The sequence below is a fragment of the Sporomusaceae bacterium genome (assembly GCA_031460455.1).
GTDB lineage: Bacteria > Bacillota > Negativicutes > Sporomusales > UBA7701 > Anaeroselena.
This window is the reverse complement of the sequence record JAVKTQ010000050.1, coordinates 1-1,075: the sequence shown is the minus strand read 5'-3', so window position 1 is coordinate 1,075 and position 1,075 is coordinate 1. Positions and strand designations below refer to the sequence as shown.

The following is a 1,075-nucleotide window of genomic DNA, read 5'->3' as shown; positions in this document are numbered from 1 at the left end:
CCCGAAAAACTGATGAACTTTATCAACTCCTGGCTCGCCGAGCCGTGGGAGGACAAAGCGGCCGCCCTCGATCGGGATGTAGTGCTGGAGAAGCAAGCGCCCGAGCCTGAGTGCGTGGTACCGGAATGGACGCAGCTGCTCACCGGCGGCGTAGACGTTCAGAAAGGGTATATGTACTGGGGGATAGACGCCTGGGGAGCGAAACTGACTAGTCAGAATATCGCTCACGGGATAGTCGAAACATGGGAAGAGCTCACGCAGATAATGAATCGCCACTGGCCGGACACTAACGGGGAGGCCAAGCGGCAGGTTAACCTCTGCGCTATAGACTCCGGTTACGATACTGAGAACGTCTACGATTACTGCCTTGAGAATCAGGACTGGGCGGTACCGGTCAAAGGCAGCAGCACACCTATGATTTCCAGGTACCGGAGATCCAAAATAGATAATCCTAATTCGAAAGCATTCGGGCAGGTGCTGTACATGGTCGATCCCGACCAGTACAAAAACCTGATAGCCGCCAGGATAAACAAACCGGTGGGCCCCGGGTGCTTCATGGTGTACGCCGGTTGTGATGCTGAATATGCCGAGCAACTGACGTCTGAGCATAAGATCAGGGATAGAAAAGGGAATCGGGAAATCGAAACCTGGGTGCCGAAAACCTCGTCGATTCCTAACCATTACCTGGACTGCAAGGTGTATTCCTCATTGGCGGCCGACCTGCTTCAGGTTCGGTACTTGGAGGAACTACAAGAAGCCAGTCAGCCGCAGCCGGTCAGACAAAGCGAAAAGGCTGACGATGATTGGCTAGACGATAAAGGAGAGGGGTGGCTTGAATGATACTGGAAGAGCAGGTAGCGCAGATCAACACGGCGATCGAAAAGATCGAAGGTGGGGCTCAGGAGTACCGGACAGCTGCCGGCCGGGTTGTCCGCCGCGGCGATCTGGCGACCTTATACGCCGAGCGCCGTAGGTTAGCACAGGAGCAGGCAGCCTATGAGACTAATGGAGGCTTCTATGCTGCTTCATTTTACAGGGGGTGATGGAACTGGAAGAAAAACAGCGATCGCCTGAC

At 54.7% G+C, this 1,075-nt stretch carries 2 protein-coding genes; both read left to right on the top strand.

All coding sequences use genetic code 11. The annotated features are described in order from the left end of the window. Positions 1-840, top strand: an 840-nt coding sequence (locus RIN56_20675) for a hypothetical protein (GenBank protein MDR7869208.1), incomplete at its 5' end; no start/stop codon positions are given. Continuing rightward, the gene (locus tag RIN56_20670) at positions 837-1,043 is read left to right on the top strand and encodes a hypothetical protein (GenBank protein ID MDR7869207.1); all 207 of its coding nucleotides are present in this window, start codon (positions 837-839) and stop codon (positions 1,041-1,043) included. The genes RIN56_20675 and RIN56_20670, both read left to right, overlap by 4 nt. Positions 1,044-1,075: the final 32 nt, after the last annotated feature.

What these genes read in the sequence shown, in the direction of transcription:
- RIN56_20670 (MDR7869207.1), top strand. Translation starts at nt 837, where the DNA reads ATGATACTGGAAGAGCAGGTAGCGCAGATCAACACGGCGATCGAAAAG.